The sequence below is a fragment of the Bradyrhizobium sp. SZCCT0231 genome (genome assembly GCF_018130245.1).
Lineage (GTDB): Bacteria > Pseudomonadota > Alphaproteobacteria > Rhizobiales > Xanthobacteraceae > Bradyrhizobium > Bradyrhizobium japonicum_F.
The window spans coordinates 433879-448173 of the sequence record NZ_JAFCKP010000003.1; the positions used below are offsets into that span (position 1 = coordinate 433879).

A 14295-nucleotide genomic window follows, 5' to 3' on the forward strand; every position below is an offset into this window, starting at 1 on the left:
AGTACGATCCTAAGCGGTTGACTGTGGCAAAAAAACGCCCGCCGCCCGAGCGCAGGTTGGCGCATGGTTAACGTTAAGCGGCCCCATCCAGAGGACGGGGCCGCTGATTTCATTGCAGAATTCTTGTGAGCCAGGCGCTGAGCCGGCCTCAGCGGGTAAACACCCGCTGCGGACGACGGCCGATCGGCGCCGGCGGCTGGGCCGGGGCCGGCGCTCCGAACAGCCGCTCGAAGAAGTTTGGCCCAGACGAGCCGAAGCCCCCGCCATTGTTGGCCACCGCGACCCCTGCCGGCAGCGTCGTCGCCGGGCGCGAATAGCTCGGCTGGGAATGGGCGACGACAGCCTCGAGGTCCTTGCCGCGGTTGTTCTTCAGGATGTTGATCATGACCGCGTCGCGGCCATAGACGTCCTTGCGGAACTGCAGCTTGCCGGCGTCGTCCACGAACGCGGTCTGATAGGTGATGTTGACCGGGATCGGGGTCGGGAATTTCAGATCGATCTCGCTCTTGCCGTACATGCTGCGTACGCGCTCAGGCGTGTACCTCTCGTTCGGCATGGTGATGTTGAGCAGCACGGACGCATACTGATCCGGATTTTGCACGCGCATGCAGCCATGGCTGAAGGCGCGCTCGTCGCGGCCGAACAAATGCTTGTCCGGCGTGTCGTGCTGATAGACCAGAAACTTGTTCGGGAAGTTGAAGCGGACGCGGCCGAGCGCGTTCGCTTCGCCGGGCGGCTGCGAGATGTGCACCGAGCCGTCGCGGTTCTGTTCGAGCTTGAGGCCCATGCGCTGAAGCACGGTCGGGTCCTGCTGCAGCGCCGGCAGGTATTCGTTGTAGACGATCGACGGCGGCACGTTCCAGGTCGGATTGACCGTGATGTATTTCATCGTCTCGCTGAGCAGCGGGGTCGCATGCGTTCCCGGCTTGCCGGTCACGACGCGGGTGGTCCAGACCTGCTGGCCGCGCTGCATCACCTTCAACGTGAAGTCGGGAATGTTGAGGATGACATAGGCATCCCCCAGCGAAGGCGCGCCGAGATCGCGCGGCAGCCAGCGCCAGCGCTCCATGTTCACCAGCACGGTGTCGATCTGCTTGTCGCGCTTCGGTGTGTTGAGCGCCTTGACCGTCTTGTCATCGAGGATGCCGGTCGCCTTCATTTCGACGCTGCTCTGGAATTTTCGCACGGCGTCGGCGACCACAGCGTCATAGCGGGTGTCGCCCGGGTTCTCGGTGATGCCGAGCTTGGCGCGGAGCTGCGGCACGCGCGGATCCTCCACGACGATCTCGGCCTGCTTCTTGCCGGCGGGGGTGTATTTCAGCGCCTGGCCGTCGGCGATCTCGATCACCGGGCCGTTGCCCTGGCCGCGCAGCTCGGCGAGCTTGGCCTTCAGCTCCTTGTAGAGCTTGTGCGGCGGGTTGTAGCTGTCGAGCGCTGCGGAGGCGTCCGCCGCGGTCGTGACCTTGGCGAGCACCTCGTTGGGGTCGACCGGATGTTCGGGATAGAGAATGTCGCCGCTGACCTGCGACCAATGCATGCGGCCGCTCTGGGCGTGGCGCGCATAGTCGAACATGCTGGCGGTGAGCTTGAGCTCGGCATCCGCCAGCGCATCGGGCGTCGTGGCGGCGGCGAAGTCCGGCACCGGATAGTCGGCGGGATTGAGGCCGTCGGACGCCGCGTCCTTCAGCCGCGCGATCACGCCCTTGGCCGAAGTGGTCAGGCTGCCGCCTTGCGTCCAGACCGGCGCGAAATCGCGCGCACCGTAAAACTTCTCGATCGCTGCGCGCTCGTTCTTGCGGTCGAAATGGCGCAAGGTCTTGGCGCCGATGATGTCCTTGAGCTTGTCCGCGACCGGCTGGTCGGCGGCGGGCACGTTGCTCGCGGCCTTCACCGGCTCGGCGGCGGGAGCAGCTGCAGCAGCAGGTGCCGTGGGAGCGGCCGGCGTGACGGTTGCGGTGTCAGACTTGCTAGGTTCGGTCTTGGCGGGCTCGGTCTTTGCAGGTTCGGATTTGGCCGTCTCGCTCTTCGGCGCTTCAGGCGCGGGCGTTGTGGCGACGTCGGACGGCTTGGTCTCGACCTTGTCCGGCGCAGGCGCGGCATCCGCCTTAATCGACTCCCTCGCAGTCTCCTTGGCGGGATCCTGCACCGCGGCGGTGGTGTCGAGCTTGATGTCGGCTGCAGTCGGGGGCGGGACGTTTGCCGGCTCGGGGCGCGGGATCGCAGCTTCGATCGCGAGCTCTGCGGCGCTGCTGCGCGCCTGATCCTGCGCCAGGGCCGAGCTGGCCGACACCGTGAGGAAGGTCGCCGCGACCGTCATCAAGACACGGTCAAAGCCCGCACGGTGGTTCAAACAGTCACGCATTGTGTCGCACCCCTCGGGTGAGCTGTCCCTCGTGGAACAGCTTCGTTATCGCCTATTGGTGAGTTTCGGCTAAACCGCGCCGGCCTCTCGAAAGTTGCACGCCTGCACGCAACGATTCCTACGCAGACGATATACAGGCCCCGATTTTGCAGCCAGCGCCACCCGGGACAACTCACGACAAACTGACTTCAAGGGAGCCTCTTGGCAACGGATTGTGCGCTTCTGCCACGCGCTTTTCCCTCTGTCTGTCACTTCCGGGTCACGGTTCAAATCGCAGTCGAATTCTGTCGTCGTGCGAACGGCTTACGGTCGTCTCGCACCGCCGCGCGACCCCCCGTTCGTAAGTCGGCTCAGTGCGTCTCCTCACCGCTTTTGCCGCCATGTCCGGGAACCCCTGCCTCGTCGAGTTTGCGGTAGAGCGTTGACCGGCCGATTCTGAGGCGGCGAGCCACTTCGGACATCTGGCCGCGATAGTGCGAGATCGCGAAGCGGATGATCTCGTTCTCCATGTCTTCCAGCGATCGCACATCCCCGGTCGCGGTGAGCATGGCGAGAGTTCCCACGACGGGGAGCGGAGCGATTGGTATTTCATTACCCGATATCACAGAAGGCGTCGCCGCCGGCTCGAGCATCAGCGGGGCGGTTGGAATATCCGTGAGGGGATGCGGCTGCGAAGCGAGCAGGGGGAAATCGCCAAGGCCGAGCTGGTCGCCGTCGCTCATCACCACGGCGCGGTAGACCGCGTTCTCGAGCTGGCGGATGTTGCCGGGCCAGTCGAGCTGGGCAAGCTGCGCCATCGCCTCGCCGCTGATGCCGGTGATCGAGCGGTTCTCCTCGGCGGCAAAGCGTGCCAGGAAATGCCTGAGCAGATGCGGGATATCCTCACGCCGGGCCCGCAGCGAAGGGATCGTCAGCGGCAGCACGTGCAGGCGATAGAACAGGTCTTCCCTGAAATGTCCTTGCTTCACCCGCTCCAGCAGCTTGCGATTGGTGGCCGAGACGATGCGGACGTCGACCTTGACCGGCTTGCGGCCGCCGACTGCCTCCACGGCACCTTCCTGGAGCGCGCGCAGCAGCTTCACCTGCGCGGTCAGCGGCAGCTCGCTGACCTCATCCAGAAACAGCGTGCCGCCATGGGCCTCGACGAACTTGCCCATGTGCCGCTCGGTCGCGCCGGTGAAGGCGCCCTTCTCGTGGCCGAACAGGATGGACTCGACGAGATTGTCGGGAATCGCGCCGCAATTGACCGCGACGAACGGTTTTGCCTTGCGCTCGCCGCTGCCATGGATGGCGCGCGCGAACATCTCCTTGCCGACGCCGGACTCGCCCTCGATCAGCACGGGGATCGAGGAGTTTGCCGCCTTCTGTGCGGCTCGCATCACGCCCGTCATGGCCTCAGCGCGCGTGATGATGTCCGAGAAGGTCAGCCGGCCTTCGCGGCTGTGACGGATACGCTGCAATTCGCCCTTGAGCGCGGACGTGTTGAGCGCGTTGCGCAAGGAGACCTGCAGCCGCTCCACGCCGACCGGCTTGACGACGAAATCGGCCGCGCCCGCGCGCATCGCCGAGATCACGTTGTCGATGCCGCCATGGGCGGTCTGCACGATGACGGGGAGGCTGAGGCCCGCTTCGCGGATTTTGGCCAATACGCCCATGCCGTCGAGGCCGGGCATCACGAGATCGAGGATGACGGCGTCGATGGCCGGTGCATCGGGGGCGGTGAGGGTGGCGATTGCGGCATCGCCGGAGTCCACGACGATCGTCTCATAGCCGCATTTCTGCACCATGTTCTCGACCAGCCGGCGGGCTACAGCGTCGTCGTCGGCGATCAAAATACTGGCAGCCATGGTGTTCCCCGCACGCTACTACTATCTGTCTCGAATCGGGGCACTCTGGCCGAAGCCGATTAACACACGCTTAAACCTTGATGCCCCCGCCCGCCGCCGCGATTGTTGAACACAGGTTTCCCACACAATGAATTCGCGCTCCAAGACCGCTGCCACGAAGTCTGCTCTCCGCAAGCCAGCCACCAAGACATCCATCGTCAAGAAATCTGCCGCCAAGGCAAAACCCTCCAAGCCGTCGCCCGCAAAGCCTTCGCTCGCAAAGCCTGCGAGCAAGACCGGCAAGCTTCCGGAGTGGAACCTGGCCGATCTCTATTCCGGGATCGACGCGCCGGAAGTGGCGCGCGATCTCGAAAAGTTGGATGCCGACTGCGTCGCCTTCGAGACGGACTACAAGGGCAAGCTGGCGACAGGGACAGCAAACGAAGATGGCGGAAAGTGGCTCGCCGAGGCGGTGCGACGCTATGAGGCGATCGACGATCTCGCCGGCCGTCTCGGCTCCTATGCCGGCCTCGTCCATGCCGGCGACAGCGTGGACCCTGCGATTTCAAAGTTTTACGGCGATGTGTCCGAACGCCTGACGGCGGCATCCACGCATCTGTTGTTCTTTGCGCTCGAGCTCAACCGTATCGATGACGATATTTTGAACCGCGCGATGCAGGCCACCGAGCTCGCGCACTATCGTCCGTGGATCGAGGATCTGCGCAAGGAGAAGCCGTACCAGCTCGACGACAAGCTCGAGCAGCTCTTCCTGGAGAAGGCGCAGACCGGCTATTCCGCCTTCAACCGGCTGTTCGATCAGACCATCTCGGGCCTGCGCTTCAAGGTCGGGCCTAAGGAGCTCGCGATCGAGCCGACGCTCAATCTGCTGCAGGATCGTGACGGCTCAAAGCGCAAGAGCGCGGCGGAGGCGCTGGCGAAAACCTTCAAGGCCAATGAGCGCACCTTTGCGCTGATCACCAACACGCTCGCCAAGGACAAGGACATCTCCGACCGCTGGCGCGGCTTCAAGGACGTCGCGGATTCCCGCCATCTGAACAACCGCGTCGAGCGCGAGGTGGTGGACGCGCTGGTCGCCTCGGTCCGCGCCGCCTATCCGAAGCTGTCGCATCGCTATTACGCGCTGAAGGCGAAGTGGTTCGGCAAGAAGCGGCTGGCTTATTGGGATCGCAATGCGCCGCTGCCGTTCGCTGCGACTGACGTCATCGGCTGGCCCGATGCGCGCAACATGGTGCTGACCGCCTATCGCGGCTTCTCGCCCAAGATGGCCGATATCGCCGAGCGCTTCTTCACCGACCGCTGGATCGACGCGCCGGTGCGGCCGGGCAAGGTGCCGGGGGCGTTCTCGCATCCGACCACGCCGTCGGCGCACCCCTACGTGCTGATGAACTACCAAGGCAAGCCGCGCGACGTGATGACGCTCGCGCATGAGCTCGGGCATGGCGTCCATCAGGTGCTGGCGGCCAGGAACGGCGCGCTGATGGCGCCGACGCCACTGACGCTGGCGGAGACCGCGAGCGTGTTCGGCGAGATGCTCACCTTCAAGCGTCTCCTTGCCCAGACCAAGAACGCAAAGCAGCGCCAGGCGCTGCTCGCCGGCAAGGTCGAGGACATGATCAACACCGTGGTGCGGCAGATCGCGTTCTATTCCTTCGAGCGCGCGGTCCACACCGAGCGCAAGAACGGCGAGCTCACCGCGACCCGGCTCGGCGAGATCTGGCTGTCGGTGCAGGGCGAGAGCCTGGGGCCGGCGATCGAGATCAAGGCGGGCTACGAAAACTACTGGATGTACATCCCGCACTTCATCCACTCGCCGTTCTACGTCTACGCCTATGCGTTCGGCGACTGCCTCGTGAACTCGCTCTACGCCGTCTACGAGAATGCGGCCGAAGGCTTTGCCGAGCGCTATCTCGACATGCTCGCCGCCGGCGGCACCAAGCACTATTCCGAGCTGCTGCGGCCGTTCGGGTTAGATGCCAAGGACCCGAAGTTTTGGGACGGTGGGCTCTCGGTCATCGCGGGGATGATCGATGAGCTCGAGGCGATGGGGTGAGGTGGGCGGCGGCCCGTAAAACATTTGTTGAACGTCCGCGTGCTGAATGTTATACAGATGTATAACGAGGTGCGGCCATGAACGAGAATGCGGACCCTAAGGACCTGAAGAGCGATTCTACCGTGCTTCAGGTGCGTAAGATCGGCAATTCCATTGGCGTTATCCTGCCGAAGGAGCTCGCAGCTCGCCTGAATCTCAAAGAGGGCGACAAGCTGTTTCCGGTCGAGCAATCGGACGGTGGCGTCTTGTTGACGCCGCATGATCCCGACTTCGAGAAAGCGATGGAAATCGCGCGGCGAGGAATGAAGCGTTATCACAACGCCCTCGCCAAGCTTGCCAAATGAGCGAGCCGTTCTGGCTGACGCGTCGGATCATCATTGCGATCCACGACGAGCAACTCGCGATCCATGGTGGTGCAAGCGGCCTTCGGGACGAAGGCATGCTCGAATCCGCGCTTGATCGGCCCAGAAACAAATGGTCTTACGAGAACGCAGATCTTGCTGAATTGGCGGCAGCGTACGCCTTCGGCATTGCGCGCAACCATCCGTTAGTCGACGGCAACAAACGCACGTCTCTGCTGGCGCTGTACACTTTCCTTGGTGTCAACGGAGTCGACTTCGTCGTGCCCGAAGCAGAGGCGGCAGCCATCATCCTCTCTCTCGCCGCCGGCGAAGTCAGCGAGGAGAGCCTTACGCGCTGGATCCGCGACAATTGGGATTCCAAATGACCCGATTTGCGGGAAAACCCCGCCTCGGTGCCGTTGCCCTGTCCAAAGCTTTGCGGTATCCCAGCCCGAGAATTCGGCTTTCGACTGGGGACAATCCATGGCTGACCATAGCGAAGTGGCGTACACCACTGCCGACGGCAACGACTACGTTGCCCACGAGCAGACCTACGAGGGCTTCATCAAGCTGGTGAAGTACGGCACGGCCTCGGTCGCGCTCATCGTGATCCTGATGGCGATCTTCCTCACCTGATCCATCGCCTGATGCACCGCCAGCGTCGTCGGTGCTCATAAAATTTGCATTCAAGCCGGTGCCAAAACCGGTATCCAACGTTGCGGGAGTGACGCTAAGTTCGCGTGCGCGCTTTTTCCCGCGCCGCCGGAGGGCCTATGAAGATTGCCGTTGCCAAGGAAATCGATCCGTCGGAGCCGCGTGTCGCCGCTTCGCCTGATACGGTGAAGAAATTCAAGGCGCTGGGCGCCGAAATCGCCGTCGAGCCGGGCGCCGGCATCAAGTCGGGCCTGCCGGATTCCGAATTCACCGCCGTGGGCGCCACCGTCAGCACTGACGCGCTCAAGGACGCGGACATTATCATCAAGGTGAAACGCCCCGAGGCGTCCGAGCTCGCGCAGTACAAGCGCGGCGCGCTGGTCATCGCCATCATGGATCCCTATGGCAACGAGACCGCGCTGAAGGCGATCGCCGATGCCGGCGTCGCCGCTTTCGCGATGGAACTGATGCCGCGCATCACCCGCGCGCAGGTGATGGACGTGCTGTCCTCGCAGGCCAACCTCGCCGGCTACCGCGCCGTGATCGAGGGCGCCGAGGCCTTCGGCCGCGCCTTTCCGATGATGATGACGGCCGCCGGCACCGTGCCTGCCGCCAAGGTGTTCGTGATGGGCGTCGGCGTCGCCGGCCTCCAGGCGATCGCGACCGCGCGCCGTCTCGGTGCCGTCGTGACCGCGACCGACGTGCGTCCCGCCACCAAGGAGCAGGTGGAATCGCTTGGCGCGAAGTTCCTCGCTGTCGAGGACGAGGAGTTCAAGAACGCGCAGACCGCCGGCGGCTACGCCAAGGAAATGTCGAAAGAGTATCAGGCCAAGCAGGCCGCGCTCACCGCCGAGCACATCAAGAAGCAGGACATCGTCATCACCACCGCACTGATTCCGGGCCGCCCGGCGCCGAAGCTCGTCAGTGCCGAGATGGTCAAGTCGATGAAGCCCGGCTCGGTGCTGGTCGACCTCGCCGTCGAGCGCGGCGGCAATGTCGAGGGTGCCAAGCCCGGCGAGGTCGTCGACCTCGATGGCATCAAGATCGTCGGCTACACCAACGTCGCCGGCCGCGTCGCGGCCTCGGCCTCCAGCCTCTATGCGCGCAATCTGTTCTCCTTCATCGAGACCATGGTCGACAAGAAAGAGAAGAAGCTCGCCGTGAACTGGGACGACGAGCTGGTCAAGGCCACGGCGCTGACCAAGGACGGTGCCGTCATTCACCCGAACTTCCAGCCGAAAGCGTAAGGAGAGATCGCCATGGAGCATGCCGCACAGGTCGTCGACCCCTTCATCTTCCGGCTGTCGATCTTCGTTCTCGCCGTCTTCGTCGGCTATTTCGTGGTGTGGTCGGTGACGCCGGCGCTGCACACGCCGCTGATGAGCGTGACCAACGCGATCTCCTCGGTGATCGTGGTCGGCGCGCTGCTTGCCGGCGGCGTCGCCAATGTTTCGAGCGGTTCGGGCTGGGCGCGCGCCTTCGGCTTCGTTGCGCTGATCTTTGCCTGCATCAATATCTTCGGCGGCTTCCTTGTCACCCAGCGCATGCTGGCGATGTACAAGAAGAAGTCGAAGTAAGCGGCCACCTCGGGCTGATGGGATCAATGGGGACCTGAGATGAGCGCCAACCTCTCTGCATTTCTGTATCTCGTGGCGGGAGTGCTGTTCATCCTGTCGCTGCGCGGGTTGTCGAGCCCGGCTTCGTCGCGCCAGGGCAATTTGTTCGGCATGATCGGCATGGCGATCGCGGTTGCCACCACGCTTGCCAACCATCCGCCGGCCGACGGGCTCGCCTGGGTGCTGGTGATCGTCGGCATCGCGATCGGCGCCGCGATCGGCGCGGTGATCGCCCGTCGCGTGCCGATGACCTCGATGCCGGAGCTGGTCGCCGCGTTCCACTCGCTGGTCGGCATGGCCGCGGTGCTGGTCGCCGCCGGCGCGTTCTATGCGCCCGAGGCCTTCGACATCGGTACGCCCGGCAATATCCACACCCAGAGCCTGGTCGAGATGTCGCTCGGCGTCGCCATCGGCGCGCTGACCTTCACCGGTTCGGTGATCGCATTCCTCAAGCTCTCGGCGCGGATGAGCGGCGCGCCGATCATCCTGCCGGCCCGCCACGTGATCAACGTCGCGCTCGCGGTGGCGCTGGTCGCCTGCATCGTCGGCCTCGTCGTCACCGGCAGCCCGGTGTTCTTCTGGCTCAACGTCATCCTGGCGCTCCTGCTCGGCGTGCTCATGATCATCCCGATCGGCGGCGCCGACATGCCGGTCGTGATCTCGATGCTGAACTCCTACTCCGGCTGGGCCGCGGCCGGCATCGGCTTCACGCTCGGCAATTCCGCGCTGATCATCACCGGCGCGCTGGTCGGCTCCTCGGGCGCGATCCTGTCCTACATCATGTGCCACGCGATGAACCGGTCCTTCATCTCGGTCATCCTCGGTGGCTTCGGCGGCGAGACCGCCGCAGCCGGCGGTGGCGGCACGGGCGAACAGAAGCCCGCCAAGCTCGGCTCGGCTGACGATGCCGCCTTCATCATGAAGAACGCCTCCAAGGTCATCATCGTGCCCGGCTACGGCATGGCGGTGGCGCAGGCCCAGCACGCGCTGCGGGAGATGGCCGATATCCTGAAGAAGGAGGGCGTCGAGGTGAAATACGCCATTCACCCGGTCGCGGGCCGCATGCCCGGCCACATGAACGTGCTGCTCGCCGAAGCCAACGTGCCCTATGACGAGGTGTTCGAGCTCGAGGACATCAACTCCGAATTCGCGCAGGCCGATATCGCCTTCGTGATCGGCGCCAATGACGTCACCAATCCGGCGGCGGAAGAGGACAAGTCCTCGCCGATCTACGGCATGCCGGTGCTGCAGGTCTGGAAGGCCGGCACCGTGATGTTCATCAAGCGCTCGCTGGCGTCGGGTTACGCGGGCATCGACAATCCGCTGTTCTATCGCGACAACACCATGATGCTGCTCGGCGACGCCAAGAAGGTCACCGAGAACATCGTCAAGGCGATGTGAGACGGAAGGGACCGTGGCCATCAACAAGGAATGGCACCGTTCCCATCCCATGCCGGCCAAGGCGACGCGCGAGCAGCGAATCGCCTGGCACGCTGCCCACAAGGCGGCGTGCGGTTGCCGCGACGTTCCGCCGGACCTCCGGCCCGATGTCATGAAATTGCTGCGGAGCCGGCGCAAGCCCTAGTCTCAACCGAGGGGTGGGCTGGGCCATGATGACCATCGTCAAGTGGATCGCCATTGTCCTCGTGACTGTCTATTGCGCCGGTCTCCTCGTGCTGTATGTCCGCCAGCGCGAGATGCTGTTTCCGATCCCGCCCATCGGCCGCACAGCTCCCGATGCCGCGGGCCTTCCCGAGGCGGAAGAGCACGTCCTGACCACGACGGATGGCGAGAAAGTCATCGTCTGGCACGCGCCGGCGAAGCCGGGGCGTCCCGTGATCCTGTACTTCCCGGGCAATGGCGATTTTCTCGCCGGCCGCGTCAGCCGTTTCAAGGCGATGACCGCCGACGGCACCGGCCTCGTCGCCCTGTCCTATCGCGGCTATGCCGGCTCGAGCGGGATGCCGAGCGAACAGGGGTTGCTGCGCGATGCCGCAGCCGCCTACGCCTTCACCACTGCGCGCTATGGAGCGGAACGAATCGTCGTCTGGGGCTTTTCGCTCGGGACGGGCGTGGCGGTTGCGCTCGCATCCGAACATCCAATCGGCAGGCTGATCCTGGAAGCGCCTTATACCTCGACGGTCGATATCGCCGCACTGGCATTCCGGTTCGTGCCGGTTCGCCTTTTGATGCGCGACCAGTTTCGCTCCGACGAACGGATTGCGCGCGTCACGGTGCCGCTGTTGGTGATGCATGGCACCGATGACCTTGCCATTTCGATCATGTTCGGAGAGCGTTTGTTCGCGCTCGCGCACGAACCGAAGCAGTTTGTTCGCTTCGCGGGTGGCGGACATGACAATCTCGACGCCTTCGGTGCGGTCGAAAAGGCAAGGCAATTCATTGGATCCTGAACGGCTCGTCACGCGGCTCTGGAGCCTAACCCTCGCCGCCATCCTCACATTGTTGCCGCATCAGGCGTGGGCCGCAACCGGCCTCGACGGTTCGGCGATGCGCTGGCCCTATGCGCTGCCCTTTGCCGGCTTGTTGCTGTCGATCGCTCTGGGGCCGCTGCTTTTTGCAAAATTCTGGCACCATCATTACGGCAAGATCGCCGCGGCCTGGTCGCTGCTGGCGCTCGCCTCGCTCGTCGTCTTCGCCGGCAGCATGGCGACGCTGGCGGCGCTCGTTCACGCCATGCTCGCCGAATATCTTGGCTTCATCGTGCTGCTGTTCTCGCTCTATGTCGTGGCCGGTGGCATCCTCATCACAGGGGACATCAGGGCGACGCCGGCGACCAATGTCGGCATCCTCGCGCTCGGCACGTTCGGGGCGAGCATCGTCGGCACCACGGGTGCCGCGATGATCCTGATCCGCCCCTTGATCCGCGCCAACCGGCTGCGGCGCCACAACGCCCATGTCGTCATCTTCTTCATCATCCTGGTGGCCAATGTCGGCGGCGCGCTGAGCCCGCTCGGCGATCCCCCGCTGTTCGTCGGCTTCCTCCACGGCGTCGACTTCTTCTGGACCACGCGGACCATCTGGTTGCAGACCGTGATCGTCGCCGGACTGCTGCTCGCGATCTTCGTCGCCATCGACGTCTGGCGATTCCGGAGCGAGCCGCCGCCCGCTGACACCGGCCCCGCGCGGCCGGTCCGCATCCGCGGCCTCGTCAATTTGCTGCTGATCGCGGCCATCGTCGCGAGCCTGCTCGCCTCGGCGATGTGGAAGCCCAGCATCGCGTTCGATGTTCTCGGCACCAAGCTGGACCTGGAGGACGTCGTCCGCAATCTGGTGCTGCTGGCCATCGCGGCGCTGTCGGTGTGGCTGACGCCCGACGAGCACAGGCAGGCCAACGGCTTCACCTGGGAGCCGATCCGCGAGGTCGCCAAACTGTTCGCAGCGATCTTTGTCGCCATCATCCCGGTCATTGCCATGCTCAATGCCGGCCATCACGGTGCGTTCGCCTGGCTGCTGTCGGCCGTGACGGAGCCGAACGGCGCACCGCGCGAGGTCGCCTATTTCTGGTTCACCGGCCTGATGTCGGCATTCCTCGACAATGCGCCGACATATCTGTTGTTCTTCGAGCTCGCCGGTGGCGACCCGCAGGTGCTGATGCATGAGCTCTCTGGCACGCTCGCTTCGATCTCCATGGGGGCGGTCTACATGGGCGCGCTCACCTATATCGGCAACGCGCCGAACTTCATGGTGAGCAGCATTGCCAGCGAGAATGGCATCGAGATGCCGAGCTTCTTCGGCTATCTCCTGCGCGCGGGCGCCGTGCTGATCCCGCTATTTCTGCTGCTGACGTTCCTGCCGGTCGCGCCGATCCTGCACTGGCATTGAATCTCGCGCCTGATTTGATACTGCTCACTCGAGCAAATGGAAGCGGTTGATGAGCGCGCATAGTCCGATGCCCCGGTCGGCCTGGATATTCCCGGCGCTGGCCGTGCTGTTGTTCGCAGCCGTCGGCGCGACGGGTTATGTGTTCACGCTGTCGTTTGGCGGGCTCGTCTTCGCCATCGTCCTTCTGGTTATCCTGTTCGGCACGGTGTTCGCCGCGGTTCATCATGCCGAAGTGATCGCGGAGCGGGTCGGCGAACCCTATGGCACGCTGGTGCTGACGCTCTCGGTGACCATCATCGAGGTGGCGCTGATCACCACGATCATGCTGGGCGACAAGCCTGCCCCGGCACTGGCCCGCGACACCGTGTTCGCCGTGGTCATGATCGTCTGCAACGGCCTCGTCGGCCTCTGCATCTTCATCGGCGGCCTGCGCTATCGCGAGCAGGGTTTTCAGCTCTCCGGCGCCAACGTCTATCTCAGCGTGCTGTTCGCGCTCGCGACCATCACGCTGATCCTGCCGAACTACACCACCACCACACCGGGCCCGGTCTATTCCGCGGTTCAGCTCGGCTTCGTCGACGTCGTCACGCTCGCGCTGTACGGCGTCTTTCTCTACACCCAGACCGTCCTGCACAAGGATTACTTCGTTCATGAACGGGCGGAAGGCGAGGGCGGGGAGGTGCGCCTGTCGGCGGGGGCGCTCGCGCTCACTGTGGCGCTGCTCCTGGTCTCGCTGCTGGCGGTCGTGCTGCTCGCCAAGAAATTCTCGTTGGTGGTCGATGCCGTCGGTGCCAGGATCGGTGCGCCGGCGGCCTTCGCCGGCCTTCTGGTCGCGCTGCTGATCCTGATGCCCGAGGGCGTCGCGGCCATCGCGGCGGCCCGCAGGAACGACCTGCAGAAGAGCATCAACCTTGCGCTCGGCTCGTCGCTGGCGACCATTGGTCTCACGATCCCTGCCGTCGGCGTCGCCACCTACGCGCTCGACAAGGAGCTCGAGCTCGGCCTCAGCGCCCAGGGCAGCGTACTCTTGCTGCTGACCTTCTTTCTGAGCATGCTGACCTTCGGCACGGGCAGGACCAATGTCCTGTTCGGCCTGGTCCATATGGTGGTATTTGCCGTCTACGTGTTCATGGTCTTCGTGCCCTGAAGCGCGGTCGCGCTTCAGGCTATTGTTTGAGCATGATCTTTCCGGAAAACCGCTCCACACTTTTCGCTGGCGCGGCCCTTCGGGTCCGGATCATGCTGTGAGGAGAATTCCAATGCTTGCCGCCAAGTCCGAGATTCAGGTCGAAAACGAAGAGGTCCGGGTGACCGAATGGCGGCTCGCCCCGGGCAGCGCGACCGGGCACCACACCCACGGGATGGACTATGTGATTGTTCCAGTCGTCGCCGGCGAGATGACCATCGTGGCGCCCAATGGCGAGCGGTCCAAGGCGCAGCTCGCCGCCGGAAAATCCTACTTCCGCAAGGCGGGCGTCCAACATGACGTACTTAACGAAACCTCAACTGAGATCGTGTTCCTTGAGATCGAGCTAAAACGTTAAGTTGGCGCGGCTGTTTGCCATCGATCCGTCGCAGTTGA

The 14295-nt window shown here is 64.1% G+C and carries 14 protein-coding genes; 12 read left to right on the forward strand and 2 right to left on the reverse strand.

The genetic code is table 11. The features are described from left to right. Positions 1-148 precede the first annotated feature (148 nt). On the reverse strand, positions 149-2362 hold the full coding sequence (locus JQ566_RS12405) for a L,D-transpeptidase family protein (protein ID WP_212372506.1): 2214 nt from the start codon (positions 2360-2362) through the stop codon (positions 149-151). A gap of 350 nt (positions 2363-2712) precedes the next feature. Further along, positions 2713-4209, reverse strand: a complete 1497-nt coding sequence (locus tag JQ566_RS12410) for a sigma-54-dependent transcriptional regulator (protein WP_212372507.1) — start codon at positions 4207-4209, stop codon at positions 2713-2715. A 127-nt stretch (positions 4210-4336) separates the two neighbouring features. Here JQ566_RS12410 and JQ566_RS12415 point away from each other — a divergent pair, with 127 nt between their 5' ends. The 12 genes from JQ566_RS12415 to JQ566_RS12470 all read left to right on the forward strand — a co-directional run bounded on the left by JQ566_RS12415 (position 4337) and on the right by JQ566_RS12470 (position 14257). Next, positions 4337-6259: a M3 family oligoendopeptidase gene (locus JQ566_RS12415; protein ID WP_212372508.1), complete on the forward strand. Its 1923-nt coding sequence runs from the start codon at positions 4337-4339 to the stop codon at positions 6257-6259. Between the two features lie 77 nt (positions 6260-6336). Beyond that, positions 6337-6603, forward strand: coding sequence for an AbrB/MazE/SpoVT family DNA-binding domain-containing protein (locus JQ566_RS12420; protein ID WP_212372509.1), 267 nt, complete (start codon positions 6337-6339; stop codon positions 6601-6603). Next, complete coding sequence (locus JQ566_RS12425) at positions 6600-6986, forward strand: type II toxin-antitoxin system death-on-curing family toxin (RefSeq protein ID WP_212372510.1); 387 nt, start codon at positions 6600-6602, stop codon at positions 6984-6986. The genes JQ566_RS12420 and JQ566_RS12425 overlap by 4 nt, the downstream gene beginning before the upstream one ends. A gap of 97 nt (positions 6987-7083) precedes the next feature. Then, a complete protein-coding gene (locus JQ566_RS12430) occupies positions 7084-7236 on the forward strand; it encodes an aa3-type cytochrome c oxidase subunit IV (protein WP_008136857.1) in 153 nt (50 codons plus the stop codon). Between the two features lie 137 nt (positions 7237-7373). Further along, entirely contained in the window at positions 7374-8501 is a 1128-nt protein-coding gene (locus tag JQ566_RS12435) for a Re/Si-specific NAD(P)(+) transhydrogenase subunit alpha (RefSeq protein WP_212372511.1), read from the forward strand. A gap of 12 nt (positions 8502-8513) precedes the next feature. After that, the gene (locus JQ566_RS12440; RefSeq protein WP_014492434.1) at positions 8514-8831 is read left to right on the forward strand and encodes a proton-translocating transhydrogenase family protein; all 318 of its coding nucleotides are present in this window, start codon (positions 8514-8516) and stop codon (positions 8829-8831) included. A 39-nt stretch (positions 8832-8870) separates the two neighbouring features. Then, the gene (locus tag JQ566_RS12445) at positions 8871-10271 is read left to right on the forward strand and encodes an NAD(P)(+) transhydrogenase (Re/Si-specific) subunit beta (protein WP_212372512.1); all 1401 of its coding nucleotides are present in this window, start codon (positions 8871-8873) and stop codon (positions 10269-10271) included. Positions 10272-10284: 13 nt separating this feature from the next. Further along, positions 10285-10455 (forward strand): hypothetical protein, encoded by a 171-nt coding sequence (locus JQ566_RS12450; RefSeq protein WP_212372513.1) that lies wholly within the window; start codon positions 10285-10287, stop codon positions 10453-10455. 28 nt (positions 10456-10483) lie between these two features. Next, on the forward strand, positions 10484-11281 hold the full coding sequence (locus tag JQ566_RS12455; protein ID WP_212372641.1) for an alpha/beta hydrolase: 798 nt from the start codon (positions 10484-10486) through the stop codon (positions 11279-11281). After that, positions 11271-12713 (forward strand): sodium:proton antiporter, encoded by a 1443-nt coding sequence (locus JQ566_RS12460; protein WP_434057814.1) that lies wholly within the window; start codon positions 11271-11273, stop codon positions 12711-12713. Before JQ566_RS12455 ends, JQ566_RS12460 begins: the two co-directional genes overlap by 11 nt. A 49-nt stretch (positions 12714-12762) precedes the next feature. After that, on the forward strand, positions 12763-13860 hold the full coding sequence (locus tag JQ566_RS12465; RefSeq protein WP_212372515.1) for a calcium:cation antiporter: 1098 nt from the start codon (positions 12763-12765) through the stop codon (positions 13858-13860). Positions 13861-13972: 112 nt separating this feature from the next. Beyond that, positions 13973-14257: a cupin domain-containing protein gene (locus JQ566_RS12470; RefSeq protein WP_212372516.1), complete on the forward strand. Its 285-nt coding sequence runs from the start codon at positions 13973-13975 to the stop codon at positions 14255-14257. The last annotated feature ends 38 nt before the right edge of the window (positions 14258-14295 follow it).